The sequence below is a fragment of the Pseudomonas sp. GW821-FHT04C07 genome, from assembly GCF_059420325.1.
The window spans coordinates 321,644-344,714 of record NZ_JBWKTM010000003.1 but is presented as its reverse complement, the minus strand read 5'-3'; the positions used below and the strand labels follow the sequence as shown (position 1 = coordinate 344,714).

Below are 23,071 nucleotides of genomic sequence, written 5' to 3'. Positions count from 1 at the left end.
CCATCCTGTTACTTCTTGCGTAATACATGAATTCGCCACATGGCGTAGAGCGGGAAAAAGCCCAAATGTTCCTGAACGCGAAAGCCGGCTCGCTTGAATTTTTCGTCTACGTAGCTGCCGATAGCACAAAACGATTTTGGTAACCTTGCTGCCCGGCTTCCTGCTTGCTCTTTTGCACCATGCGCTTACGTTTCCAGGCCTTGTAGTTGCCATCGACCCAACGAGAGATAATGACGCTGTCGCGGGTAACCCGCTGAAACGCCAGCAGCAGGGCAAGCCGACAGGAGATAGCATTGGGCTGCTACCCGATTACAACTGCGGTAAACGCGTGCCCCGAAGAACCCGGGGCATGACAAAAAATCAGACTTTGGCCTGGCTCAGCTCGACGTGGAACCGGCAGCCATTGGGTTCCATTGTGCTGAGGCTGACGCTCCAGCCCTGGTTTTCACAGATACGCTGCACCAGTGATAGACCAAGGCCCAGGCCCTCGCCACGCTTTTCGTTGCCACGCACGAACGGCTCGAACATCGCCTCGCGCTTTTCTTCGGGAATCCCCACACCGCTGTCCTCTACCACAAAGCCGGTAGGTTCCAGGGTCAGGCGGATAAAACCACTGTCAGTGTAATGCAGCGCATTGCGCAACAAGTTGCCCATCACCGCATGCAGGAACGTTGCGTTATAGCGGGTATCCAGCGGTTTGTCGGGGTCATAGATCAGCTCAATCCCCTTGGCCTCAATGGGTTCACGCCACAAACCAATCAGATCCTCGGCTGCCCGACTCAAGGTCAGCTGGGGCGACATGCTGGCATCTTCGCGCTGGGCACGCGCCAGCATCAGGAAGGTCTGGACCAGCTCGCGCATGTCTTCACAGGCGCGGGCAATCCGCTCGACCTGGGCGCGACCACGCTGGTCGATGCAGGGATTTTCCAGCAGCAATTCGCAGGAACTGGCCAACACCATCAGCGGAGTGCGCAGTTCGTGACTGACGTCGCTGGTGAACAGACGCTCACGACTCAGCGCCTGGCGTAAACGCCCCAAGGTAGCGTCGAAGGCCACCGCCAGTTCACCCACCTCATCGGCGGCATAATCAGGTGCCAATGGCGGCGCGAGGCCAAGCAACTGATCGCGATGACGAACCTGGCGAGCCAGCCGCACCACCGGTGCCATTACCTTGCGCGCCAGGATCCAGCCAAGAAACACCGCTAGCGCCAGACTCAGCACAAAGCCCACCAGCACCACTGCGAACAGCACCCGTTCACGGTCTTCAAAACCACTCTGGTCCTGCAGCAACACATACCGCCTGCCGTCGACGATCTCGACTATGGCGTGATACGACAAATGCTCACGAAATACTTCGTGAAACCCCGCATCCAGGCTGCGCAAATCCTTGGGCAATTCAAAATCGCCACGCCCGCCACTGAAATAAAATAGCTGATCCGGTTCCGGCCGGTGGCTCCAGTCCTCGATGCTGTCCATCAACAGCAGACGCTGCAGATCACCGCCCAGGACTGATGAAATCAACTTCGCTTCAACCAGATGCACCGTTGCCACGATGCCCAGGGCGAATGTCCCTGCAACCAATGCACTCATCAACGCAAAGGCGATGATGATCCGTTGCGCAAGGCTCTGCTTAAACTCCATCACGCCCCTCGGCCAAGCGATAACCGACACCATGCACCGTCTGCAACAGCGGCTTGGCGAATGGCTTGTCGATCACCTGACGCAACTGGTGAACATGGCTGCGCAGACTGTCGCTGTCCGGGCAGTCGTCGCCCCACAGGGCTTCTTCAAGAATCTCGCGACGCAGCACGTGAGGACTCTTTTGCATCAGCACCGCCAGCAACTTGAGGCCCACAGGATTGAGCTTGAGCAAACGTCCCTCGCGGGTCACCTCGAGGGTGTCGAGGTCGTAGTTCAGATCCCCCACCTGCAAAGTCCGTCGCCCGCCCCCTTGAGCACGACGCATGACCGCCTCGATCCGCGCTGCCAGTTCAGACAGCGCAAAGGGTTTCACCAGGTAATCATCGGCGCCGGACTTGAAGCCCAGCAGTCGATCATCCAGTTGATCACGAGCGGTGAGCATGATCACCGGGGTATCGCGACGAGCATCTTCACGCAGCCGTTTGCACAGGGTGTAGCCGTCGATACCAGGCAACATAATGTCGAGCACGATCAAGTCGTAGTGCTCGGTCGCCGCCAGGTGCAGGCCTGACAAGCCGTCTTGCGCGCAATCCACGGTATAGCCTTTAAGCCCCAGGTAGTCGGCCAGATTCGCCAGGATATCGCGGTTGTCTTCAACCAATAGAATTCGCATGGGCACTCCTCCGTACACAGTAACGGCCATCTTGGCTCGCGCAGCTTAAGGCCAAGTATGACTCACGGCTAGGGCTGTCATTGACGCTTTTGGACATGGGCCTTGCAAAACTGTCTAGTCCTGAAACAGATGTAAACCTATTTCAGGACGAGTCAGCGGATATAAAAAAGCCCCGCCTGCTTATCGCAGGCGGGGCTTTTTTGTACAGGGTAAGGCTGGCTTACATCATGCCGCCCATGCCACCCATACCGCCCATGTCTGGCATGCCGCCAGCAGCTGGTTTGTCTTCCTGGATCTCGGCGATCATCGCTTCGGTGGTGATCATCAGGCTGGCAATCGAAGATGCCGCTTGCAGAGCCGAACGGGTCACTTTAGCCGGGTCGAGGATACCCATTTCGATCATGTCGCCGTATTCGCCAGTCGCAGCGTTGTAACCGAAGTTACCGACACCTTGCTTGACCTTGTCGACAACTACGCTTGGCTCGTCGCCCGAGTTGGCAACGATCTGGCGCAGAGGAGCTTCGACAGCACGACGCAGCAGAGCGATACCAACGTTCTGATCAGCGTTCTCGCCTTTCAGTTCGCTGATCGCTTGCAGAGCACGAACCAGTGCCACGCCACCGCCAGGTACCACGCCTTCTTCAACGGCTGCACGGGTAGCGTGCAGGGCGTCTTCAACGCGGGCTTTCTTCTCTTTCATTTCAACTTCGGAACCAGCGCCAACCTTGATTACCGCAACGCCGCCGGACAGCTTGGCCAGACGCTCTTGCAGTTTTTCACGGTCGTAGTCCGAAGAAGTATCAGCCACTTGCTGACGGATCTGCAGAACGCGAGCCTGGATATCAGCCTCAACGCCGGCACCGTCGATGACGGTGGTGTTTTCCTTGGTCACGGCTACGCGCTTGGCATTACCCAGGTGTTCCAGGGTAGCGCTTTCCAGGCTCAGGCCGATCTCTTCGGAGATAACGGTACCGCCGGTCAGGACAGCGATGTCCTGCAGCATGGCCTTGCGACGGTCACCAAAGCCTGGAGCCTTGACGGCAACCACTTTGACGATACCGCGCATGTTGTTCACAACCAGAGTCGCCAGGGCTTCGCCTTCAACGTCTTCGCTCACGATCAGCAGTGGACGGCCGGCTTTGGCAACGGCTTCCAGTACTGGCAGCAGTTCACGGATGTTCGAAATCTTTTTGTCGACCAGCAGGATCAGCGGACCGTCGAGCTCGGCAGTCATGGTCTCTGGCTTGTTGACGAAGTACGGGGACAGGTAACCACGGTCGAACTGCATGCCTTCAACAACCGACAGTTCGTTTTCCAGGCCAGAGCCTTCTTCAACGGTGATCACGCCTTCTTTACCGACTTTTTCCATGGCTTCGGCAATGATGTCGCCGATGGAGCTGTCGGAGTTGGCAGAGATGGTGCCGACCTGAGCGATGGCCTTGGTGTCAGCGCAAGGCTTGGACAGGGCTTTGAGCTCTTTGACGATAGCGATGGTCGCTTTGTCGATACCGCGTTTCAGGTCCATCGGGTTCATGCCGGCAGCGACGGCTTTCAGGCCTTCGTTGACGATCGATTGAGCCAGAACGGTAGCGGTGGTGGTGCCGTCGCCTGCGTCATCGTTGGCACGGGAGGCAACGTCTTTGACCAGCTGCGCGCCCATGTTTTCGAAGCGATCTTTCAGCTCGATTTCTTTGGCTACGGAAACGCCGTCCTTGGTGATGGTCGGAGCGCCGAAGCTCTTCTCGATGATCACGTTACGGCCTTTAGGGCCCAGGGTCGCTTTTACTGCGTCAGCCAGGACGTTGACACCGGCGAGCATTTTCTTACGGGCGGAATCGCCGAATTTAACTTCTTTAGCAGCCATGATCGTTATTCCTTAAATACTTTGTAGTAGCGGGAAATTGAGCGGGAATCAGCCTTCGATAACAGCGAGGATTTCGTTCTCGCTCATTACCAACAGGTCTTCGCCGTCTACTTTCACAGTGTTGCTGCCGGAGTAAGGGCCGAACACAACCTTGTCACCCACTTTCACGGCCAGCGCACGTACTTCACCGTTGTCCAGCACGCGGCCGGTACCTACAGCGAGGATTTCACCGCTGTTGGCTTTTTCGGCAGCCGAACCTGGCAGAACGATACCGCCAGCGGTTTTCTTTTCTTCTTCGCTGCGACGGATGACGACGCGGTCATGCAGAGGACGAAGCTTCATTGTCGATCTCTCCTAATTGTGGTTTTCATCGGCCGGTGTCTATTCCGGCAGGTTAGCAAATCCGGCGGTGCCGGTTGCGGCTCGCCAAGCGAACCGCGGAAGTCTGTCTGGCGTGACCACCAGAAACCTTGCGGTGAACGTTAGATAAGGGCGCATAAGCTTATTACAAGGGCTGATGAGCGAATTTTTTTACGCCTGGCATCTGCCTGAAAACAAACATGGCACCCGAAGGTGCCATGCCGACACGTAAAACCCGTTACGAATCGCGATGCTCGAACTCACCTTCGATCACGTTCGGCTGGCGTCCCAGGGGCGGCTTTGGAGTCGGCCCGCCGTGAGCCTGCATGTCCTCGGCAAAGGCACGCTGACGAATCGCCTGTTCCTCGGCACGTTGACGCATCTTGTTGGCCAGCAGCCGGCGAGTGATCGGCAGCAGCATGATCAAGCCAACTACGTCGCTGATGAAACCTGGCAAGATCAACAGACCGCCGCCCAGGGCCATCATCAGGCCTTCGAGCATTTGCTGAGCCGGCAATTCGCCGCGATTCAGGCTTTCACGTGCCCGCAGAGCCGTTGCCAAACCAGCGACACGTAGCACCACGACACCCAGCATCGAGCCGAGAATGATCAACAGCAACGCCGGGAAGAAGCCGATGGCGGAGCTGACGTTGACAAACACAAACAGCTCTAGCACCGGAAACAGCAGAAAGAGCAACAAAAAAGGGCGCATCAAATGGTTCCTCAACGGAAGAGTGCCTTCCAGTTCACATTAGATGACGTCGCCATTTCGTGAATTCAAGCATCGGCACCTTCATTCTTTGGCCAATGCTCGGCGTGAGCCAGAGAAACCAAGGCTTCGCGAACTTGTGTCGGGGTATTACAAGGCTCTTGAAAGGGCAACCAGTACAGCCCCTGACCGATGCGCAAATGCATGCCTTCGGTGTCGATTCCGGCCAGTTGTGCCGGTACGGTTTTCGGCAATCCGGCCAACTCGACGTAATGGGCGATAGCCTTGGCGTGGTCGCGGTTCATATGTTCGACCATACTTACTTCCGCCTTGCCGGCAAAAGGGTTGGCCAGGGTGAGCTGATCGACCCAGTGAATCGCGCCGAAGCCGCCGATGTAGCGATGGCGGACCGGTTTGAGGACCCAAAAGTCGAAGTCATGGGCCTTGTGATAGTTGCGCGACTCCGGGAAATAGCGGTAATAGCGTTCGGCGGCGGCCTCGATCACCTCGGGTTCTCTGAGTTTTTCGGCCTCGGCCAGATAGGTCAGGCGGCCGACGGCTTGTACATCTTCGGCTTTACGCTCGCCTACCAGCAGTGAACATTTGGCATCTTTGAGCAAGTTGTGGGTGTGCTGGGCAATCCGGCTGATCAGGATCAGCGGCCGCCCCTGCTCGTCCAGGCAGTAAGGAACCACCGAGCCGAAAGGAAAACCGGGCATGGCCTTCGAGTGCGTCGACAACACTCCGCGGTATTCCTTGAGCAGCAGTTCTCGTGCATGCTTAGCGGCTTCAATGCTCAATTTATGACTCCTTATATAGAATCCGTCGAAAATGGACAGGCGCCTGGAGCAAAGTTCCAGCAACGCCAACGGGGGCAGTTCTCATATGCAGCCGAACCACATCACGCGCGCAGGAGAGGCCTTGTAGAAGGAAACCACTCTGACCTGCTACCAGGGGCACGCGAATGCAACTTACTGACAAAGTAATCATTATCACTGGCGGTTGCCAGGGTTTAGGTCGTTCCATGGCCGAGTATTTCGCCGCCAAGGGCGCGAAGCTGGCACTGGTCGACTTGAACCAGGAAAAGCTCGATCTGGCTGTGGCTGCCTGCGAGGCCGCCGGCGTCGAAGCCCGGGCTTATCTTTGCAACGTCGCCAATGAAGAACAAGTGACCCACATGGTCGCTCGGGTAGCCGAAGATTTTGGCGCGATTCACGGTTTGATCAACAATGCCGGAATCCTGCGCGATGGCCTGCTGATCAAGGTCAAGGACGGTGAAATGACCAGGATGAGCCTGGCTCAATGGCAGGCGGTGATCGACGTCAACCTGACCGGTGTTTTCCTTTGCACCCGCGAAGTGGCGGCGACGATGGTTGAGCTGAAGACTCAAGGCGCGATCATCAATATCTCGTCGATTTCCCGCGCTGGTAACGTTGGCCAGACCAACTACTCCGCCGCCAAGGCCGGTGTCGCCGCAGCCACTGTGACCTGGGCCAGGGAACTGGCGCGCTACGGGATTCGTGTCGCGGGTATCGCGCCAGGCTTTATCGAAACAGAGATGACCCTGAGCATGAAACCTGAAGCGCTGGAGAAAATGACGTCGGGTATTGCGCTCAAGCGCATGGGCAAGCCTGATGAGATCGCCCACTCGGCGGCCTACATCTTCGAGAACGACTACTACACCGGCCGGATCCTGGAATTGGATGGCGGTTTGAGGATCTGAAGTCAAATCACGATCTTGTAGGAGCCCGGCTTGCCGGCGATAGCGGGCTTGAGTACGCCATCGCCGGCAAGCCGAGCGCCTACAGAAGCGATTTAATCGTCGCTGACGGTGATGCTCGGCATCGCCGGCGCATCGGCTTCCTGCAAAACGATCCGCGCACCGACGTGACGTGCCAGTTGTTGATAGACCATGGCGATCTGACTGTCAGGTTCGGCAATGACCGTCGGTTTGCCACCGTCGGCCTGTTCGCGGATCACTATCGACAACGGCAGCGAAGCCAGCAGCTCGACCCCGTATTGCGCGGCCAGCTTCTCGCCACCGCCTTCGCCGAACAAGTGCTCGGCGTGACCGCAATTCGAACAGATATGCACGGCCATGTTTTCCACGACGCCCAACACCGGAATGTTGACCTTGCGGAACATCTCCACGCCCTTGCGCGCATCCAACAGTGCCAGATCCTGCGGCGTCGTGACGATTACCGCACCGGCCACCGGGACTTTCTGCGCCAGGGTCAATTGAATGTCACCGGTGCCTGGCGGCATGTCGATAACCAGGTAATCCAGATCACCCCAGGCTGTCTGTGTCACAAGCTGCAACAACGCGCCTGAAACCATCGGCCCACGCCAGACCATCGGTGTGTTGTCGTCGGTCAGGAAGGCCATGGACATGACCTCGACGCCGTGGGACTCAATCGGCACGAACCACTTCTGATCCTTGACCTTCGGTCGGGTACCTTCCGGAATACCGAACATGATGCCCTGGCTCGGTCCGTAGATGTCCGCGTCGAGAATCCCGACCTTCGCACCTTCGCGCGCCAGCGCCAGCGCCAGGTTGGCCGCAGTGGTGGACTTGCCCACGCCACCCTTGCCGGAAGCCACCGCCACCACGTTTTTCACGTTGGCCAGACCCGGAATCTGCGCCTGAGCCTTGTGCGCGGCAATTACACTGGTGACGTCGACCCTGGCCGTCACCACGCCATCCAGACCTTCGATGGCCAGTTGCAACAGTTGCGCCCAACCGCTCTTGAACAGTCCGGCGGCATAACCCAGTTCAAGCTCAACGGTGACGCGATCACCCTGGACGTCGATGGCGCGGACACAACCGGCGCTGACCGGATCCTGGTTCAGATAAGGGTCGGTGTATTGGCGAAGGACGGCTTCCACCGCTGCGCGATTGACTGCGCTCATGGGCAACTCCGATAGCAAGACTGTGAAAATCAGGGGGCTATCCTACCTGTTCTATGGCTATGACGGCATGCTTTCAGGATGAGACAAGGATCATATAGCCGAACATATAACTTGTAGCAGCTGGCGAAGCCTGCGTCCGGGCGCGTAGCAGTCGCAATTTGTTGATCCCGGTTTTCCTGAAGGAACCGGGATTCAGGTTTTACGACCGCTACGCGCCCGGACGCAGGCTTCGCCAGCTGCTACAAGGAACCGGAATAACACTCCACGGGGTGAAAAAAGTGCGCCGGCGCTTTATAGTGGCCGACCTCCGTTTCATCAAGTAGCCGAGCCCCATGTCCGAGCCACGCAAGATCCTCGTCACCAGCGCCCTGCCCTATGCCAATGGTTCAATCCACCTTGGCCATATGCTTGAGTACATCCAGACCGATATGTGGGTGCGCTTCCAGAAGCATCGCGGCAATCAATGCATCTATGTCTGCGCGGACGACGCTCACGGCTCGGCGATCATGTTGCGCGCGGAAAAGGAAGGCATCACCCCGGAACAACTGATCGCCAACGTCCAGGCTGAACACAGCGCCGACTTTGCCGAGTTCCTGGTGGACTTCGATAATTTCCACTCGACCCACGCCGAAGAAAACCGCGAACTGTCGAGCCAGATCTACCTGAAGCTGCGCGACGCCGGGCACATCGCCACGCGTTCGATCACTCAGTATTTCGACCCGGAAAAGAAAATGTTCCTGGCCGACCGCTTCATCAAGGGCACCTGCCCGAAATGCGGCACCGAAGACCAGTACGGCGACAACTGCGAAAAATGTGGCGCGACCTACGCGCCAACCGATCTGAAAGATCCGAAGTCGGCGATCTCCGGCGCCACACCGGTGCTCAAGGATTCGCAACACTTCTTCTTCAAGCTGCCGGACTTCCAGGAAATGCTGCAGAGCTGGACCCGCAGCGGCACCCTGCAAGACGCCGTGGCGAACAAGATCGCCGAATGGCTGGACGCCGGTCTGCAACAGTGGGACATCTCCCGCGATGCGCCGTACTTCGGCTTCGAGATTCCAGGCGAGCCTGGCAAGTATTTCTATGTGTGGCTGGACGCACCAATCGGCTACATGGCGAGCTTCAAGAACCTCTGCGCCCGTCGTCCGGAGCTGGACTTCGACGCGTTCTGGGCCAAGGATTCCACTGCCGAGCTGTACCACTTCATCGGCAAGGACATCGTCAACTTCCACGCGTTGTTCTGGCCAGCAATGCTCGAAGGTGCAGGCTACCGCAAGCCGAGCGCGATCAACGTCCATGGCTACCTGACCGTCAACGGCCAGAAGATGTCCAAATCCCGCGGCACCTTCATCAAGGCCCGGACCTACCTGGACCACTTGTCGCCGGAATACCTGCGTTACTACTACGCGGCCAAACTCAGCCGTGGCGTCGACGATCTGGACCTGAACCTCGAAGACTTCGTGCAGAAGGTCAATTCGGATCTGGTCGGCAAAGTGGTCAACATCGCCAGCCGCTGTGCAGGCTTCATCCACAAAGGCAACGCCGGCGTGCTGGTGGCCGGTAACGCCGCGCCCGAGCTGACCGAAGCGTTCCTGGCCGCCGCGCCAAGCATCGCTGAAGCGTACGAAGCGCGCGACTTCGCCCGTGCCATGCGCGAGATCATGGGCCTGGCCGACCGTGCCAACGCCTGGATCGCTGACAAGGCGCCATGGTCGCTGAACAAACAGGAAGGCAAGCAAGACGAAGTCCAGGCGATCTGCGCCCTGGGCGTCAACCTGTTCCGCCAACTGGTGATTTTCCTCAAACCCGTGCTGCCGTTGCTGGCCGCCGACGCCGAGGCGTTCCTCAACGTCGCACCACTGACCTGGAACGATCACGCGACCCTGCTCAGCAACCATCAGCTGAACGAGTTCAAACCGCTGATGACACGGATCGACCCAGTGAAAGTACAAGCCATGACCGACGCCTCGAAAGAAGACCTGGCCGCCAGCCAGACCGACACCGGTGCTGCGCAAGGTAATGGCGAATTGCTCAAGGATCCGCTGTCGGCCGAGATTGATTTCGATGCGTTTGCCGCCGTGGACTTGCGAGTGGCGTTGATCCTCAAGGCAGAACCGGTGGACGGTGCAGACAAACTGCTGCGCCTGACCCTGGATATCGGTGACGAGCAGCGCAACGTATTCTCCGGCATCAAGAGCGCCTACCCGAACCCGGCCGAACTGGAAGGCCGCTTGACCATGATGATTGCCAACCTCAAGCCGCGCAAAATGCGCTTCGGGATATCCGAAGGCATGGTGATGGCCGCCGGTCCCGGCGGTGAAGAAATCTACCTGCTCAGCCCGGACAGCGGCGCCAAGCCAGGCCAGCGTATCAAGTAAGACTCAGCGCTGGATTGATCCCCCCACCATGTCGTTTCGTGGCGGGGGGATTTTCATATCCGGTGGGCCCTTCCTCCTTGCCGGATAAGGCCTAATCTTTAGGCTACAGACCTGTTCGCTCAACCCGGCACGATCATGACCGACCTTCTTCTCACGCTTATCAGCGCTGCCCTGATCAATAATTTCGTATTGCAATGGCCGCTGGGCGTCGATCCGCTGCTCCAGACAATCCGCGAACCGGGTGCCGAGCGCCAGCAAGTGCATGCTTTGGGCATCGCAACAACCTGCCTGATGCTGATCAGCTGCGTCCTCGGTTATGCGCTCTACCATTACCTGCTGGTTCCGCTGGCATTGACGTCGCTGCGTTTGTTTGTCTTTTTGCCCCTCAGCATTTTGCTGATCAGGCCAATCCTGAGCCTGCTTTCGCGCTGTTTCCCACAGCTGCCATTGAGCAGCCTCTGGCCTCTGTTGGTGGGCAATGCTGGCGTCCTCGGCCTGGTCCTGCTCAGCACGCAGGGCGACAAAGGCCTGGGCTATACGATCGCGCTGAGCCTCGGCGCAGGCTTGGGCTTCTGGCTGGTGTTGAGTCTATTCAGCGACTTGCGTCAGCGCACCCTCAATAATGACGTCCCTCTGCCCTTTCGCGGCTTGCCGATCGAATTGATCAGCGCCGGGCTGATGGCCGTGGCATTTCTCGGTTTCACCGGACTGATCAAAACATGAGTCTGATTCAACGCATAGATGCCCTGTTGCCGCAAACCCAATGCGGTAAATGCGGCCACCCCGGATGCAAACCTTACGCTGAAGGCATTGCCAACGGTGAGGCGATCAACAAGTGCCCACCGGGTGGCAGTGAGACCATTTCGGCGCTGGCCGATCTTCTGAAAGTACCGGTATTGGAGCTGGACACGGAACGTGGATCGGCCCCTGCGCAAGTTGCCTTTATTCGTGAAGCCGAATGCATCGGCTGCACCAAATGCATCCAGGCCTGCCCAGTGGATGCGATTGTCGGCGCGGCCAAGCTGATGCACACAGTGATCATCGACGAATGCACCGGTTGCGACCTCTGCGTGGCGCCCTGCCCGGTAGATTGCATTGAAATGCATCCATTGCCGCTGGCCACGGTGGTGCCGATTGTCGGAGGGCTGGCGTTCAGCCCGCAAGAACAACGCGCCCGGACCAAGAAGCGCAATCACGCGCGTCATCGTTTCGAACAGCGTAACGCTCGTCTGCGCCGCGAAGAAGAGCAAAAGCTGGCCGAACGCCACGCACGCGCCCAGCAGCACAGCGAAGTGTCAGTCGACCCGGTTCAAGCAGCCATCGATCGGGTTCAGGCGCAGAAAGCCGCCGCTGCCGATGCGGCCTTGAAAAAGGCCAAGATCGAACTGGCAATGAGCCGCGCACAACTGAACAAGTCGCTGAAGGCCTTCGGGCATCCGCCAACCTTTGAACAGCAGTCGCAACTGATCATTCTGCAACAACAGTTCGAGGTCGCAGAACTTGCGTTGGCGCAGCTGGAGAGCAGCGCAACACTCGCGCCACAGCCGGCTCCGGCCAAGGACGCCGACCTCAAGCGCGCGAAAATTCAATTGGCCATGCGCCGCGCCGAACTGCAAAAAGCTCGGAGCAGCGAAGCATCGATCGAGCAAATTGCGCAGTTGGCTACTGCCCTGGCTGAAGCTGAGCAGGCTTTGCACCGCGCCGAGAATGCCAGTGAGCAACCCGCTCCCGATCTGCTGCGGGTCGAGAAACGGCCCATCGATAATCGCCTGCGGCAGCTGAAAACCGAATTGGCCTACGCTCGAGCGGATGTCAGCAAGCTTGAGCGACACCCCGAGACACCAGCAGACCTCCTGACCAAGGCTCGAAACCGGCTGAGCGAAGCTGAGCGTCAGGTCAATGCTTATGTCGCCTCTTGAAAGGGTTGATGAGCGCCTTCAGCAGGCAATGAAGCTGGTGCTGCTGGCAACACTGCCAGGGATTTTCGTGTTGCTGTGGTTGTACGGCTGGGGGGTACTGATCAACTTGCTGCTGGCCGGTTCCACAGCGCTGGCCGTTGAGGCTGCCGTCCTCGGTTTACGCAGGCGTCCCCTCAAGCCCTCTCTGAGCGATGGAAGCGCGCTGGTCAGCGCGACATTGCTGGCCCTGGCATTACCGCCCTACTGCCCATGGTGGCTGACGCTGAGCGCAACCGCGTTCGCGCTGTTGTTTGGAAAACACCTGTATGGCGGTGTGGGTAAAAACCCGTTCAATCCCGCCATGCTTGGTTACGCACTGGTCCTGGTGTCGTTTCCGCAGCAGATGACGCACTGGCCGGCCTCCCACGGCATGGATCTGCTCGGTGGCTTGCAACAGGTATTGGGCTTCAGTTTCAGCGCCTCGGCACCCGACGCCTGGGTCCAGGCCACCGCCCTGGACAGTGTGCGGATCAACAAAAGCCTGACCATGGACGAACTGTTCGCCGGCAATGCCGCGTTCGGTCACTTTGGGGGTAAAGGAGCCGAGTGGGTCAATCTGGCGTTCCTCGCCGGCGGCGCGTTTCTACTGCAACGTCGGGTATTCAGCTGGCACGCCCCGGTCGGCATGCTTGCCAGTCTGTTTATCATCAGTCTGCTGTGCTGGAACGGCTCGGGCTCAGACTCCCATGGTTCTCCTCTGTTCCACCTGTTGACGGGCGCGAGCATGCTGGGGGCGTTCTTTATCGTCACCGAGCCGGTCTCTGGCGCCAGGAGCCCCAAAGCCAGGTTGCTGTTCGGAGCCGGCGTTGGCCTGCTGACCTACCTGATTCGTACTTGGGGCGGTTATCCAGACGGCGTGGCGTTTGCCGTGTTGTTGATGAACCTCACCGTACCCGCGCTAGAGCGCCTTTTCGCTCCCCAGCCGGAGCCTTCTGAGCCATGAACACAAATGTCGGCATACTGATTCTGGTGTTACTGGCCGGTCTGGGTGCAACTGCGACCTTCTTGGTGCAACAAGTCGCCACGCCACGCATCGCGGCAGAACAACGCGCAATACAAAACCGTAACCTGTTGGAAATGCTGCCCCAGGGAAGCTACGACAATCAGCCACTGGATCAGCCGCTCTCGCTCACGGACGTAGAGCTTGGCAGTAGCCGATTGCTTGGCGGCTATCTGGCGACTCAATCCGGTCAACCCAGCGCGGTGATTCTGCACAGTCAAACGGTGGGCTACGCAGGCCCTATAGAGCTGTTGATCGGGATCGGGGCAAACGGCAAGCTACTCGGTGTAAAAGCCCTCAAACAGTCAGAAACCCCAGGGCTTGGAGGCCGAATTGCAACGACCCCAAACCCTTGGCTGCAGAGTTTTTCCGGCAAATCACGCAATGATCCGCCCGATTCGGGCTGGGCACTTAAAAAGGACAGTGGCCAGTTTGATCAGATGGCCGGAGCAACGATTACCTCACGGTCGGTGATAAGTGCCATTCATGAGGCGCTGCGTTATTTTGACGAGCATCAGGCGCAACTCACAGGAAAGCCTGCTCATGACTAACACCACGACACTGCGCAATTCGCTGACGCTCGCGCCACTGATTGGCGTCAGCGACACGTTGGTGAAGGCCACCGGTTTGTGGTTGATGTCCATTCTGATCATCGCAATCTATGGCATGGCCATGAAAGCGATTCGGACCTGGCTCAGCCCGAGCCTGCGCCTGATGGCCAATATCGTGCTGGCTGCCACGATCGTCAGTTGTGCAGAACTGGCCTTGCAAGTCCGGGCTTTTGAACTGCATCAAAGCCTGGGAATTTATCTTGGGCTGATTGCCCTTCAATGCGTGCTGCTTGAGCTCAACGGTTTTTTCGAACAGTGCTCTATGTCTGACCGCCTACGACTGTCAGGCCTGTTCGGCGCGCTGCTGGTTGCGCTTGGCACGCTGCGAGAAGTCCTGGGAACGGGTTCCCTGGGTGCCCATCTGTCGTGGTTGGCAGGATCCACCGATAATCATTGGCAGCTTTGGTTATGGGCTCAGGATACGGGGCCACGCCTGCTCACTCTGGCGCCAGGTGGTTTTATCCTGCTAGGGTTGTTGATCGCCGCGAAACAGGCCTGGGCCGCTTCTTCGAAACCACACTGACTGCCGTCAAGGAAACGCTCTACCCATGAACGCTGCAAAACGTCTGGAAATATTCCGCCGGCTTCACGAGGACAATCCGGAACCGAAAACCGAGCTGGCCTATTCCTCGCCGTTTGAACTGTTGATTGCAGTGATTTTGTCCGCCCAAGCGACTGACGTCGGGGTCAACAAGGCCACAGCAAAACTATTCCCGGTTGCCAACACACCTGCAGCGATCTATGCCCTCGGTGTCGAAGGGTTGTCGGAATACATCAAGACCATTGGCCTGTACAACAGCAAAGCGAAGAACGTGATCGAGACCTGCCGGTTACTGGTAGAGCGTCATAACAGTGAGGTTCCGCAAACACGCGAAGAGCTTGAAGCACTCCCCGGAGTGGGACGCAAAACCGCTAACGTGGTGCTCAATACAGCCTTTCGCCAGCTCACCATGGCCGTCGACACGCATATTTTTCGGGTCAGTAACCGAACGGGACTGGCTCCGGGGAAAAATGTCGTTGAGGTGGAAAAACAACTGATGAAGTTCGTGCCCAAGGAATTTCTGCTCGACTCGCACCACTGGCTCATCCTCCACGGACGCTACGTATGCCAGGCTCGCAAGCCACGCTGCGGCAGCTGCCGGATAGAAGACCTGTGCGAATACAAGCACAAGACCTCTGACGATTGAGCAAGCATAGATTTTGACGATCGATCGATTGAAAAAATCTTTTTTACCCGCCACCGGATTATCGTTATAAGGAGCGCCAACGGCAGTCTTAGCCTGGAGTTAACCTTATGAGCGCTGGTAAAGAGCAACTGGACGTAGAAGACGACTTCACCGCCGTTGAAGCAGAGGATGCCGAGCCTGTGGTGGAGGTGGCAAAGACCAATCTGAGCAAACGCCGCACCATTGATAATCTTCTGGAAGAGCGCCGTCTGCAAAAGCAATTGGCCGATTACGATTTTGATCTTTAGCACCTGAAAGCCTCCCGAAGCGGAGGCTTTTTTTATTGGCTGCCCAGCACCTTGACCACCGTTTTTCCCATGGACATCCCGTCGGCGATAGAGCAGTACCGGTCATGGAAAACAGGTGGCATCTGCAAGGGCGCCAAGAGAAAAGCATGCTGTGCGAGTACTCGGGTAGACCTGGATAAACCGATGAACACCGAGTAACGCGCAATGCCACCCGCCATCGCCACACCGGTCATTACATTCTCGCGTATCGCGACTCAAACCAAACCATTGCGTTGTGCAAGCTCAATCAGGTCAACCAATGAGCGGGCATTAAGCTTTAACAGCAAGCGCGTCTTGTATGTACTGACTGTTTTATTGCTGAGAAACATTCCATCGGCAATCTCCTTATTGGTCTTTCCACGTGCAAGTTGTTGTAGCACCATCATTTCCCGACCGGAAAGACGGTTGACCATATCCGCTTCGCTGGCATTCCCCAAACTCGAACGCACAGTATGCAACGCCTGATTGGGAAAATAGCTGTAACCGGAAAGCACTGCCTTGATCGCGCTAAGCAGTTCGGTCAGATCTTGTTGCTTGCACACATACCCCGCGGCACCGGCCTGCATACAACGCATGGAAAAATGTCCTGGCGCCTGCGAGGTCAATACCAGCACTTTTAAAGGCTGGGGTGTTGAAGTCAGACGCGCGACAACTTCCAAACCATCAAGTTTTGGAATTCCGATATCCAGAATAACAATATCCGGCACATGCTCACGGGCCAGCTGCAAGGCGTCCGCGCCATTATCCGTCTCCGCGATGACTTCATAGCCATGGCGCTCCATCAGCATGCGTACAGCCAGACGAATGACGGGATGATCATCCACGATCAGCACTTTATTCATGGGCAAGTCCAATTTTCGTTGTTCGATTTTTTAGAGTCTGCACAATAGCCTAGTCATTTCCCCCTTGGCATCGTGCCCCCCCCGGTCACCAGCACCCAGAGACCATACCTACAAACAACACGGATTTACCCTACAAAAAAACACCGAAAAGGATGTGTCTTAAAATTTAATCAGCCTGCTACCCACCTTGGTTTGACGATCTTTTTTGTATCACATGACGTCCACAATGGAAGCTCGTCGAATCATTCAGGCTGAATTGTCGTTAGTTATTTTGTGGCAGATTATTATTGAATGACACTCAGCCACCTGCACTTCAGTGCAACCATGGGTATTTAGCAATGGAAAGAAACAATTCACTCCAGGCAACAATCCGCCGCTTCAAGCATCTCACCACTCAAGGTAATACACAGCATCAACTTTCCAATACAAGACGGACTAGCCGCATGGGCACTGCACAACCCACAGGATACTCCCTGTACTGAACTGACCTGCCAGACGCCTACTCGCACCTATTACGTCCGTTCTGCCCATTGTCAAACCGGGCCTGAAATCATTACAAGCAGCAATAAAAACCCAACAGAAAACCAAACCACCAACCTGCACAACGCCCATACTTGTCGTGAGCATCGATAATGAGCAATCCGTACCGACTTCAACGCTTGAAGGGAATCCCCTATTTATACGCAAACCCCAAAGTAACGTCGAGCTGGATGGCAGCCGCATTTAATCAAGCCATCTAGCTGCTTGCGTCTCCACCAACGTGAAATCAAGGATATAAAAACAACACTATCAAGTGAGATAAAAATGAATAGACACCGAAAGAAAACAACCAACCCAATGACCATCATTGCCATCTTCGCAGCGCTAACAGAAGCTTCGGCAGCTGTATCATTTCCATTTCTTGACTACGAGGAACGTCAAGTCTATGTCTGGTTCCTGATTACTTTCCCCTATGTCCTGATACTGCTTTTCTTTGCCACGCTGAATTTCAACTACAAATCACTGTACGCGCCTTCCGATTTCGAGAAAGGAAAGCACTTCATCAAAATCATTGACGATGCAGCTCGTCCGGAAAGAGTGAAAACCACCCCTCCAGGCCCTGAGTTACTTAAACAGAAAAATCACACCGCCGACAAGGAGAAAGACTTCCGCCCACCGGCATAGTTGCCTGGATGCCCGCCACAGAACCACATATTCCGACAGCAGGAGTAGCGCTACTCATCACGCCATGGACAAGCCGCACCTGTGCATATCAATTTATTCGCACATCACACTCTTCATTTGCCTTTGGCACTGCACCGCTGGCACACCGTTGATACCCGGCAGATCAACGCAACAAAAGCAGAATCAAGACGGGGTAGAACAACCCGAATTCTGCGTGAGGCAGGATGAAAACAACGCCACATCAAGCGTCATTCAAGCGTTCACACCGAACAAGGCAGCTTGAACTAAACATAACATGCAAAAAAAATGGCCCTGCGTGCAGCAGGGCCATTTTCTTGAGTCGCATTCAGGCAATCAGAACAACTTCCGACCTTTGTTTGCGGCAATACGCATGCGCAATGCATTGAGCTTGATGAAGCCAGCAGCATCCGCTTGATTGTAAGCGCCGCCATCCTCTTCAAAAGTCGCAATATTGGCATCGAACAACGATTCATCGGACTTACGGCCGGTGACAATGACGTTGCCTTTGTACAGTTTCAGACGAACCACGCCATTCACGTGCACCTGAGAGGCATCGATCATCTGTTGCAGCATCAGACGCTCAGGGCTCCACCAGTAACCGGTGTAGATCAGGCTAGCGTATTTAGGCATCAACTCATCTTTAAGGTGAGCGACTTCGCGATCCAGGGTGATCGACTCGATTGCACGGTGAGCACGCAGCATGATGGTGCCACCAGGTGTCTCGTAGCACCCGCGGGACTTCATACCGACATAGCGGTTCTCGACGATATCCAGACGGCCGATGCCGTTTTCGCCGCCAATACGGTTCAGCGTGGCCAGGACCGTGGCCGGAGTCATTTCAACGCCGTCCAGAGCGACGATATCGCCATTGCGATAGGTCAACTCAAGATAGGTTGCAACGTTCGGAGCGTCTTCTGGCGACTTGGTCCAGCGCCACATATCTTCTTCGTGCTCGGTCCAGGTGTCTTCCAGCACGCCACCTTCATAGGAGATGTGCAGCAGGTTGGCATCCATCGAGTACGGGGATTTTTTCTTGCCGTGGCGTTCGATAGGGATGTTGTGCTTTTCAGCGTAATCCATCAGCTTTTCACGGGAGAGCAGATCCCATTCACGCCATGGAGCAATGACTTTGACGCCAGGCTTCAACGCATAGGCGCCCAGTTCAAAACGAACCTGGTCATTACCTTTGCCGGTTGCACCATGGGAAATGGCGTCGGCGCCGGTTTCGTTGGCAATTTCAATCAAGCGCTTGGCGATCAACGGACGAGCGATGGAGGTACCCAGCAGGTACTCGCCCTCGTAAACGGTGTTGGCGCGGAACATAGGGAAAACGAAATCGCGGACGAACTCTTCGCGCAGATCGTCGATGTAGATCTCTTTCACGCCCATGGCTTGTGCCTTGGCGCGTGCAGGTTCGACCTCTTCGCCCTGACCCAGGTCAGCGGTGAAGGTCACCACTTCACAGTTATAAGTATCCTGCAGCCACTTGAGGATCACCGAAGTGTCCAGGCCGCCGGAATACGCCAGAACGACCTTGTTTACGTCCGCCATGCCATTACTCCACCGGGTTGTACGGAAAGCTTTCTAGTCTACCGCTCAAACCGGATATTTTACAGAGGCGCGACAGCTTATGACGATGAAGCGACAGATTATGTCGAGCGAGCGACGATTACAGCGGTTTCAGGACGTCGCCGCGGTATTGCCCGTGGAGCTGATCTGGGGGGCCGGCTTTTCGGCAGGTGCAACACGCTCAAGCTGAACATTGACCCGGCGATTCCTGGCCCGATTGGCGGGATTGGTATTGGGCGCCAGAGGATAACTCTCGCCGTGAAATCGCATGCTGATCTGCGACTCCTGGATGCCGTTGGCCTTGAAAAAGTCCATCACCGCCAAGGCTCTGCGCCGCGACAGATCGCGATTGGTCAGACGATTGCCGCTGTTGTCCGAGTGACCGTCCAGTTCGATGTGATTGACGGTTGGATCAGCCTTGAGGAACTCCAGCACCACCTGCAATCTGGCCTTGGCCTGCGCATCCAGGTCAATGCCACCGCCTGGAAAGCCGACCTCGGCATGCTTCACTTGTTCGAAGTTCATCGGCAACAGCTTGGCTGTGCACGCTTGATAGTCGCTGTAGGCCTTATTGAATTTGACCGGCAACAAACGAACTTCGGAAACACGACCCTCACGGGAATAATGGCGAACCACCGGGCTACGACCATCCATCAGGCCACTGAACAATCGACCGGCCTGCGCCTGCGAGCTGTTAAACAGTACATCGCCGCTGCCGGCTCTCACCGAACCCAGATTGATGTCGCCGCGCCCCGGCTGCCAGGGCGCAGCCGCCGCCAACAAGGTCGCCGAGCCGCCACCGAGCATCGAGTTGTAGGCCTTGAGGCGGAACGTCGCCTGCTCGCCTGCACGCCGAACAAACTCACCCGAGCCAAAATCGGTAATAGGTTGGGTCAGACGGCACTCGAACTTGTCGCCTTCGACCTTCCACTCGATGCTCTCCAGACGCGTCTGGAAAGTCAGAGCCATCGCGGGCAGGCTGACAAACACACTGAGCAAGGCTAAATAACGCTGGCGCACGGGAGGCTCCACTGGCTTCTACACAAAAGACCGACACACGTTTACGGCATATCACTTGTTTACAGCACACCTATGGGATATCGGAAGCTTGCTGCAAAACTTGATAGCGAGTGCCTGAGAGAGTCTTTTCCGGTAGCATTCCCTTCAGTTTGACCCGCCTGGAATCCCCAATGTCCGACCGCCTGACCCTGCTGCGTCCCGACGACTGGCATATACATCTTCGCGATGGTGCTGTGCTAGCCAATACTGTTGCGGATGTCGCGCGCACCTTTGGTCGCGCCATCATCATGCCCAACCTGGTACCACCGGTGCGCAACGCCGCGCAAGCCGATGCCTATCGCCAGCGCATTCTCGCTGCGCGCCCGGCCGGCAGCCGTTTCGAACCGTTGATGGTGCTCTACCTGACCGATCGTACCGAGCCTCAAGAGATTCGCGAGGCCAAGGCCAGTGGTTTCGTCCACGCTGCCAAGCTCTATCCGGCCGGTGCGACCACCAACTCGGACTCTGGTGTCACCAGCATCGACAAGATCTTTCCCGCATTGGAGGCCATGGCCGAAGTCGGGATGCCGTTGCTGATTCACGGTGAAGTCACTCGCAGCGACGTCGATGTCTTCGACCGTGAAAAGCTGTTCATCGACGAACACCTGCGTCGGGTCGTGGAACGCTTCCCGACACTCAAAGTGGTGTTCGAACACATCACCACCCGCGAGGCCGTCCAGTTCGTCAGTGAGGCTGACGCCAATGTGGGCGCAACCATCACCGCCCATCACCTGCTGTACAACCGCAACCACATGCTGGTTGGCGGGATTCGCCCGCACTTCTATTGCTTGCCGATCCTCAAACGCAATATCCACCAGGAAGCACTGCTCGACGCCGCTACCAGTGGCAGCGAGAAGTTCTTCCTCGGCACCGATTCGGCACCGCACGCTCAACACGCCAAAGAAGCCGCGTGTGGTTGTGCCGGTTGCTACACCGCTTATGCTGCGATCGAGATGTACGCCGAGGCCTTCGAACAGCGCAATGCGCTGGACAAGCTCGAAGGCTTCGCCAGTTTGCACGGGCCGCGCTTCTATGGCCTGCCCGCAAACACCGACCGCATCACCCTGGTTCGCGAAGAGTGGACCGCCCCTACCAGCCTGCCGTTTGGCGAGCTGTCTGTAATCCCGCTGCGCGCCGGTGAAAAACTGCGCTGGCGTCTGCTGGAGAAACACTCGTGAGTGAAGACCATTTCGACGACGACCAAGACGGCCATAACGGTGGCGGCGGTTCGCGCCATCCGATGGCGGCCAGGTTTCGTGGCTACCTGCCGGTAGTCGTCGATGTTGAAACCGGTGGTTTCAACTCTGCCACCGATGCATTGCTGGAAATCGCAGCAGTCACCATCGGCATGGACGAAAAAGGTTTCGTGTTCCCCGAACACACCTATTTTTTCCGGGTCGAGCCTTTCGAAGGCGCGAACATCGAAGCAGCGGCTCTGGAGTTCACCGGGATCAAGCTCGATCATCCGCTGCGCATGGCGGTCAGCGAAGAAACGGCCCTGACCGACATCTTCCGCGGCGTACGCAAGGCCCTGAAGGCCAATGGCTGCAAACGCGCGATTCTGGTGGGGCATAACAGCAGCTTCGATCTGGCCTTCCTCAACGCCGCTGTCGCGCGTCTGGACATGAAACGCAACCCTTTTCACCCGTTCTCCAGCTTCGACACTGCAACGCTGGCCGGTCTGGCGTATGGTCAAACCGTGCTGGCGAAGGCCTGTCAGACTGCCGATATCGACTTCGACGGTCGCGAGGCACACTCGGCGCGCTACGATACCGAGAAGACTGCCGAGCTGTTCTGCGGCATCGTCAACCGCTGGAAACAAATGGGTGGCTGGGAAGACTTTAACGACTGATCACGTCGCCTGAAGAAATCACGCCCATAAAAAAACCGGCCTCTCAGCCGGTTTTTTTATGCGTGACGCGCAGCTTACAGCTTGCCGGCGTTCTCGCTCAGGTAAGCAGCAACGCCTTCTGGCGAAGCGGTCATACCTTTGTCGCCTTTTTTCCAGTTAGCCGGGCAAACTTCGCCGTGCTCTTCGTGGAATTGCAGGGCATCGACCAGACGCAGCAGTTCGTCCATGTTACGGCCCAGTGGCAGGTCGTTGACGATTTGCGAACGGACAACACCTTTGTCGTCGATCAGGAATGCGCCACGGAAGGCCACGCCGCCTTCGGACTCAACGTCGTAGGCCTTGCAGATTTCGTGTTTCATGTCTGCAGCCATGGTGTATTGAACCTGACCGATGCCGCCGGCATTGATCGGGGTGTTGCGCCAGGCGTTGTGGGTGAAGTGGGAGTCGATGGAAACAGCGACTACTTCAACGTTGCGCGCCTTGAATTCAGGAATGCGGTGGTCCAGAGCAATCAGCTCGGACGGGCAGACAAAGGTAAAGTCCAGTGGGTAGAAGAACACCAGGCCGTATTTGCCTTTGATGGCCGAGGACAGGGTGAAGCTATCTACAATCTCGCCATTGCCAAGTACGGCGGCGACGGTGAAGTCAGGGGCTTGTTTGCCTACGAGTACGCTCATTGGATATCTCCTGGTGTGGTGGAGTGAAGGACAAGATCCAGCCAAGTCTGCCACGGGTCAGCGACAACTCTGTGACGTGATCTCCCTTCGCAAGGACCGAGCATCATACACCGCGTTTTTGACCTGTCCTTAGCGGTTTTTATAACGACGTTAAAAAGCCGGTCTGACATTTGAAGGCATCAACATCAAAGCTCCAATACCGTTCGTCAGCCAACCCCCATGCCAGCTCAAAGCTTTCAGAAAGCACTTTGACAATCATTCTCGTTAACA

The 23,071-nt window shown here is 56.8% G+C and carries 23 protein-coding genes and 2 pseudogenes; 12 read left to right on the top strand and 13 right to left on the bottom strand.

The window, feature by feature from the left end; all coding sequences use genetic code 11:
- Positions 1-8: 8 nt before the first annotated feature.
- The 7 genes and pseudogenes from AC07UI_RS08325 to AC07UI_RS08295 all read right to left on the bottom strand — a co-directional run.
- Positions 9-280 (bottom strand): annotated as a pseudogene (locus AC07UI_RS08325) (SAM-dependent methyltransferase); the annotation flags it as partial.
- 80 nt (positions 281-360) lie between these two features.
- Complete coding sequence (locus AC07UI_RS08320) at positions 361-1,641, bottom strand: sensor histidine kinase (RefSeq protein ID WP_494992027.1); 1,281 nt, start codon at positions 1,639-1,641, stop codon at positions 361-363.
- Positions 1,631-2,314 carry a two-component system response regulator ColR gene (gene colR / locus AC07UI_RS08315; RefSeq protein ID WP_489071723.1) on the bottom strand — a complete coding sequence of 228 codons (684 nt, stop codon included), beginning with the start codon at positions 2,312-2,314 and terminating at the stop codon, positions 1,631-1,633. Before colR ends, AC07UI_RS08320 begins: the two co-directional genes overlap by 11 nt.
- A 220-nt stretch (positions 2,315-2,534) precedes the next feature.
- Positions 2,535-4,178: a chaperonin GroEL gene (groL, locus tag AC07UI_RS08310; protein WP_494992026.1), complete on the bottom strand. Its 1,644-nt coding sequence runs from the start codon at positions 4,176-4,178 to the stop codon at positions 2,535-2,537.
- A gap of 48 nt (positions 4,179-4,226) precedes the next feature.
- Positions 4,227-4,520: a co-chaperone GroES gene (locus tag AC07UI_RS08305; protein WP_047532658.1), complete on the bottom strand. Its 294-nt coding sequence runs from the start codon at positions 4,518-4,520 to the stop codon at positions 4,227-4,229.
- 256 nt (positions 4,521-4,776) lie between these two features.
- Complete coding sequence (locus AC07UI_RS08300) at positions 4,777-5,250, bottom strand: FxsA family protein (protein ID WP_494992025.1); 474 nt, start codon at positions 5,248-5,250, stop codon at positions 4,777-4,779.
- Positions 5,251-5,315: 65 nt separating this feature from the next.
- Positions 5,316-6,047: a HugZ family pyridoxamine 5'-phosphate oxidase gene (locus AC07UI_RS08295; RefSeq protein ID WP_494992024.1), complete on the bottom strand. Its 732-nt coding sequence runs from the start codon at positions 6,045-6,047 to the stop codon at positions 5,316-5,318.
- Positions 6,048-6,211: 164 nt separating this feature from the next.
- Between AC07UI_RS08295 and AC07UI_RS08290 the strand changes: the two genes are divergently transcribed.
- Entirely contained in the window at positions 6,212-6,970 is a 759-nt protein-coding gene (locus AC07UI_RS08290; RefSeq protein WP_494992023.1) for an SDR family oxidoreductase, read from the top strand.
- Between the two features lie 92 nt (positions 6,971-7,062).
- Here AC07UI_RS08290 and apbC read toward each other — a convergent pair whose 3' ends face one another.
- Positions 7,063-8,157, bottom strand: a complete 1,095-nt coding sequence (apbC, locus tag AC07UI_RS08285) for an iron-sulfur cluster carrier protein ApbC (protein ID WP_494992022.1) — start codon at positions 8,155-8,157, stop codon at positions 7,063-7,065.
- Between the two features lie 332 nt (positions 8,158-8,489).
- Between apbC and metG the strand changes: the two genes are divergently transcribed.
- The 8 genes from metG to AC07UI_RS08245 all read left to right on the top strand — a co-directional run bounded on the left by metG (position 8,490) and on the right by AC07UI_RS08245 (position 15,578).
- Entirely contained in the window at positions 8,490-10,535 is a 2,046-nt protein-coding gene (gene metG / locus AC07UI_RS08280; RefSeq protein WP_494992021.1) for a methionine--tRNA ligase, read from the top strand.
- Positions 10,536-10,670: 135 nt separating this feature from the next.
- On the top strand, positions 10,671-11,258 hold the full coding sequence (locus AC07UI_RS08275; protein ID WP_494992020.1) for an Rnf-Nqr domain containing protein: 588 nt from the start codon (positions 10,671-10,673) through the stop codon (positions 11,256-11,258).
- Positions 11,255-12,454 carry an electron transport complex subunit RsxB gene (gene rsxB, locus AC07UI_RS08270; RefSeq protein ID WP_494992019.1) on the top strand — a complete coding sequence of 400 codons (1,200 nt, stop codon included), beginning with the start codon at positions 11,255-11,257 and terminating at the stop codon, positions 12,452-12,454. Before AC07UI_RS08275 ends, rsxB begins: the two co-directional genes overlap by 4 nt.
- Complete coding sequence (locus tag AC07UI_RS08265) at positions 12,441-13,436, top strand: RnfABCDGE type electron transport complex subunit D (RefSeq protein ID WP_494992018.1); 996 nt, start codon at positions 12,441-12,443, stop codon at positions 13,434-13,436. The genes rsxB and AC07UI_RS08265 overlap by 14 nt, the downstream gene beginning before the upstream one ends.
- Positions 13,433-14,044 (top strand): RnfABCDGE type electron transport complex subunit G, encoded by a 612-nt coding sequence (locus tag AC07UI_RS08260; RefSeq protein ID WP_494992017.1) that lies wholly within the window; start codon positions 13,433-13,435, stop codon positions 14,042-14,044. Before AC07UI_RS08265 ends, AC07UI_RS08260 begins: the two co-directional genes overlap by 4 nt.
- A complete protein-coding gene (locus tag AC07UI_RS08255) occupies positions 14,037-14,627 on the top strand; it encodes an Rnf-Nqr domain containing protein (protein WP_494992016.1) in 591 nt (196 codons plus the stop codon). The genes AC07UI_RS08260 and AC07UI_RS08255 overlap by 8 nt, the downstream gene beginning before the upstream one ends.
- Before the next feature lie 25 nt (positions 14,628-14,652).
- Positions 14,653-15,291 carry an endonuclease III gene (nth, locus tag AC07UI_RS08250; RefSeq protein WP_489071710.1) on the top strand — a complete coding sequence of 213 codons (639 nt, stop codon included), beginning with the start codon at positions 14,653-14,655 and terminating at the stop codon, positions 15,289-15,291.
- A gap of 107 nt (positions 15,292-15,398) precedes the next feature.
- Complete coding sequence (locus AC07UI_RS08245; RefSeq protein WP_494992015.1) at positions 15,399-15,578, top strand: PA3496 family putative envelope integrity protein; 180 nt, start codon at positions 15,399-15,401, stop codon at positions 15,576-15,578.
- A gap of 32 nt (positions 15,579-15,610) precedes the next feature.
- Here AC07UI_RS08245 and AC07UI_RS08240 read toward each other — a convergent pair whose 3' ends face one another.
- Both AC07UI_RS08240 and AC07UI_RS08235 read right to left on the bottom strand, forming a co-directional pair.
- Complete coding sequence (locus tag AC07UI_RS08240; protein WP_494992014.1) at positions 15,611-15,811, bottom strand: hypothetical protein; 201 nt, start codon at positions 15,809-15,811, stop codon at positions 15,611-15,613.
- Positions 15,812-15,832: 21 nt separating this feature from the next.
- A complete protein-coding gene (locus AC07UI_RS08235) occupies positions 15,833-16,459 on the bottom strand; it encodes a response regulator (RefSeq protein ID WP_494992013.1) in 627 nt (208 codons plus the stop codon).
- An 804-nt stretch (positions 16,460-17,263) separates the two neighbouring features.
- Here AC07UI_RS08235 and AC07UI_RS08230 point away from each other — a divergent pair.
- A pseudogene (locus AC07UI_RS08230) lies at positions 17,264-17,536 on the top strand (hypothetical protein); the annotation flags it as partial.
- Positions 17,537-17,977: 441 nt separating this feature from the next.
- Here the strand turns inward: AC07UI_RS08230 and AC07UI_RS08225 are convergent.
- Both AC07UI_RS08225 and AC07UI_RS08220 read right to left on the bottom strand, forming a co-directional pair.
- Complete coding sequence (locus AC07UI_RS08225; protein WP_494992012.1) at positions 17,978-19,195, bottom strand: argininosuccinate synthase; 1,218 nt, start codon at positions 19,193-19,195, stop codon at positions 17,978-17,980.
- 129 nt (positions 19,196-19,324) lie between these two features.
- Positions 19,325-20,233 (bottom strand): flagellar protein MotY, encoded by a 909-nt coding sequence (locus tag AC07UI_RS08220; RefSeq protein ID WP_494992011.1) that lies wholly within the window; start codon positions 20,231-20,233, stop codon positions 19,325-19,327.
- Positions 20,234-20,403: 170 nt separating this feature from the next.
- Between AC07UI_RS08220 and pyrC the strand changes: the two genes are divergently transcribed.
- On the top strand, positions 20,404-21,450 hold the full coding sequence (gene pyrC, locus AC07UI_RS08215) for a dihydroorotase (protein ID WP_494992010.1): 1,047 nt from the start codon (positions 20,404-20,406) through the stop codon (positions 21,448-21,450).
- Positions 21,447-22,124, top strand: coding sequence for a ribonuclease T (gene rnt / locus AC07UI_RS08210; RefSeq protein WP_494992009.1), 678 nt, complete (start codon positions 21,447-21,449; stop codon positions 22,122-22,124). The genes pyrC and rnt overlap by 4 nt, the downstream gene beginning before the upstream one ends.
- A gap of 74 nt (positions 22,125-22,198) precedes the next feature.
- On the opposite strand, the gene AC07UI_RS08205 is transcribed toward rnt, so the two are convergent.
- Positions 22,199-22,801 (bottom strand): peroxiredoxin, encoded by a 603-nt coding sequence (locus AC07UI_RS08205; protein WP_494992008.1) that lies wholly within the window; start codon positions 22,799-22,801, stop codon positions 22,199-22,201.
- Positions 22,802-23,071: the final 270 nt, after the last annotated feature.

Excerpts from the sequence above, each read along its gene's own strand:
- AC07UI_RS08320 (WP_494992027.1), bottom strand. The coding sequence starts at position 1,641 with ATGGAGTTTAAGCAGAGCCTTGCGCAACGGATCATCATCGCCTTTGCG.
- colR (WP_489071723.1), bottom strand. The coding sequence starts at position 2,314 with ATGCGAATTCTATTGGTTGAAGACAACCGCGATATCCTGGCGAATCTG.
- groL (WP_494992026.1), bottom strand. The coding sequence starts at position 4,178 with ATGGCTGCTAAAGAAGTTAAATTCGGCGATTCCGCCCGTAAGAAAATG.
- AC07UI_RS08305 (WP_047532658.1), bottom strand. The coding sequence starts at position 4,520 with ATGAAGCTTCGTCCTCTGCATGACCGCGTCGTCATCCGTCGCAGCGAA.
- AC07UI_RS08300 (WP_494992025.1), bottom strand. The coding sequence starts at position 5,250 with ATGCGCCCTTTTTTGTTGCTCTTTCTGCTGTTTCCGGTGCTAGAGCTG.
- AC07UI_RS08290 (WP_494992023.1), top strand. The coding sequence starts at position 6,212 with ATGCAACTTACTGACAAAGTAATCATTATCACTGGCGGTTGCCAGGGT.
- apbC (WP_494992022.1), bottom strand. The coding sequence starts at position 8,157 with ATGAGCGCAGTCAATCGCGCAGCGGTGGAAGCCGTCCTTCGCCAATAC.
- metG (WP_494992021.1), top strand. The coding sequence starts at position 8,490 with ATGTCCGAGCCACGCAAGATCCTCGTCACCAGCGCCCTGCCCTATGCC.
- AC07UI_RS08275 (WP_494992020.1), top strand. The coding sequence starts at position 10,671 with ATGACCGACCTTCTTCTCACGCTTATCAGCGCTGCCCTGATCAATAAT.
- rsxB (WP_494992019.1), top strand. The coding sequence starts at position 11,255 with ATGAGTCTGATTCAACGCATAGATGCCCTGTTGCCGCAAACCCAATGC.
- AC07UI_RS08265 (WP_494992018.1), top strand. The coding sequence starts at position 12,441 with ATGTCGCCTCTTGAAAGGGTTGATGAGCGCCTTCAGCAGGCAATGAAG.
- AC07UI_RS08260 (WP_494992017.1), top strand. The coding sequence starts at position 13,433 with ATGAACACAAATGTCGGCATACTGATTCTGGTGTTACTGGCCGGTCTG.
- AC07UI_RS08255 (WP_494992016.1), top strand. The coding sequence starts at position 14,037 with ATGACTAACACCACGACACTGCGCAATTCGCTGACGCTCGCGCCACTG.
- nth (WP_489071710.1), top strand. The coding sequence starts at position 14,653 with ATGAACGCTGCAAAACGTCTGGAAATATTCCGCCGGCTTCACGAGGAC.
- AC07UI_RS08245 (WP_494992015.1), top strand. The coding sequence starts at position 15,399 with ATGAGCGCTGGTAAAGAGCAACTGGACGTAGAAGACGACTTCACCGCC.
- AC07UI_RS08240 (WP_494992014.1), bottom strand. The coding sequence starts at position 15,811 with ATGACCGGTGTGGCGATGGCGGGTGGCATTGCGCGTTACTCGGTGTTC.
- AC07UI_RS08235 (WP_494992013.1), bottom strand. The coding sequence starts at position 16,459 with ATGAATAAAGTGCTGATCGTGGATGATCATCCCGTCATTCGTCTGGCT.
- AC07UI_RS08225 (WP_494992012.1), bottom strand. The coding sequence starts at position 19,195 with ATGGCGGACGTAAACAAGGTCGTTCTGGCGTATTCCGGCGGCCTGGAC.
- pyrC (WP_494992010.1), top strand. The coding sequence starts at position 20,404 with ATGTCCGACCGCCTGACCCTGCTGCGTCCCGACGACTGGCATATACAT.
- AC07UI_RS08205 (WP_494992008.1), bottom strand. The coding sequence starts at position 22,801 with ATGAGCGTACTCGTAGGCAAACAAGCCCCTGACTTCACCGTCGCCGCC.